This window comes from Sporosarcina koreensis (genome assembly GCF_001531445.1).
Classification (GTDB): Bacteria; Bacillota; Bacilli; order Bacillales_A; family Planococcaceae; genus Sporosarcina; species Sporosarcina koreensis_C.
Window position 1 is genome coordinate 1 of the sequence record NZ_LQYA01000344.1, and the last position, 424, is coordinate 424.

The window sequence follows — 424 nt, forward strand, 5'->3', positions numbered from 1 at the left end:
CAGCCTCATCATAGGCCTGCTGGCTGGTGGCGAACCCGGCTTTATAGACGCCGTTATTGACGTTGTCGTAGATCCAACCGTTCAGCGCATCGATATTTTCGCGCAGCGCGGGCGGGTAGTAATCGCCGGCGGTGGCGCCCAGTCCGTCAAAGGCGGTATTGAACATGCGGATGATTTCAGCCGACTCATTACTGACGATCGTATGCTGCTTTTTATCCCACAGAACCGGCACCGTGACGCGTCCGGTGTAGTGCGGATCGGCGTGCAGGTAGAGCTGATAGAGAAATTCATGTTGATACAGCGTATCGCCGGTCGCCTCGGGAAAATCGTCGTCGAAAGTCCAGCCGTTTTCCAGCATCAGGGGGTGAACCACCGAGACGGAAAGAAAAGGATCCAGACCTTTGAGCTTGCGCAGAATTAACGT

1 pseudogene is annotated in these 424 nt (G+C 55.2%); it reads right to left on the reverse strand.

Going from position 1 to position 424, the window contains the following annotated elements:
* A pseudogene (locus AWV70_RS23265) lies at positions 1-424 on the reverse strand (glutathione S-transferase family protein); the annotation flags it as partial.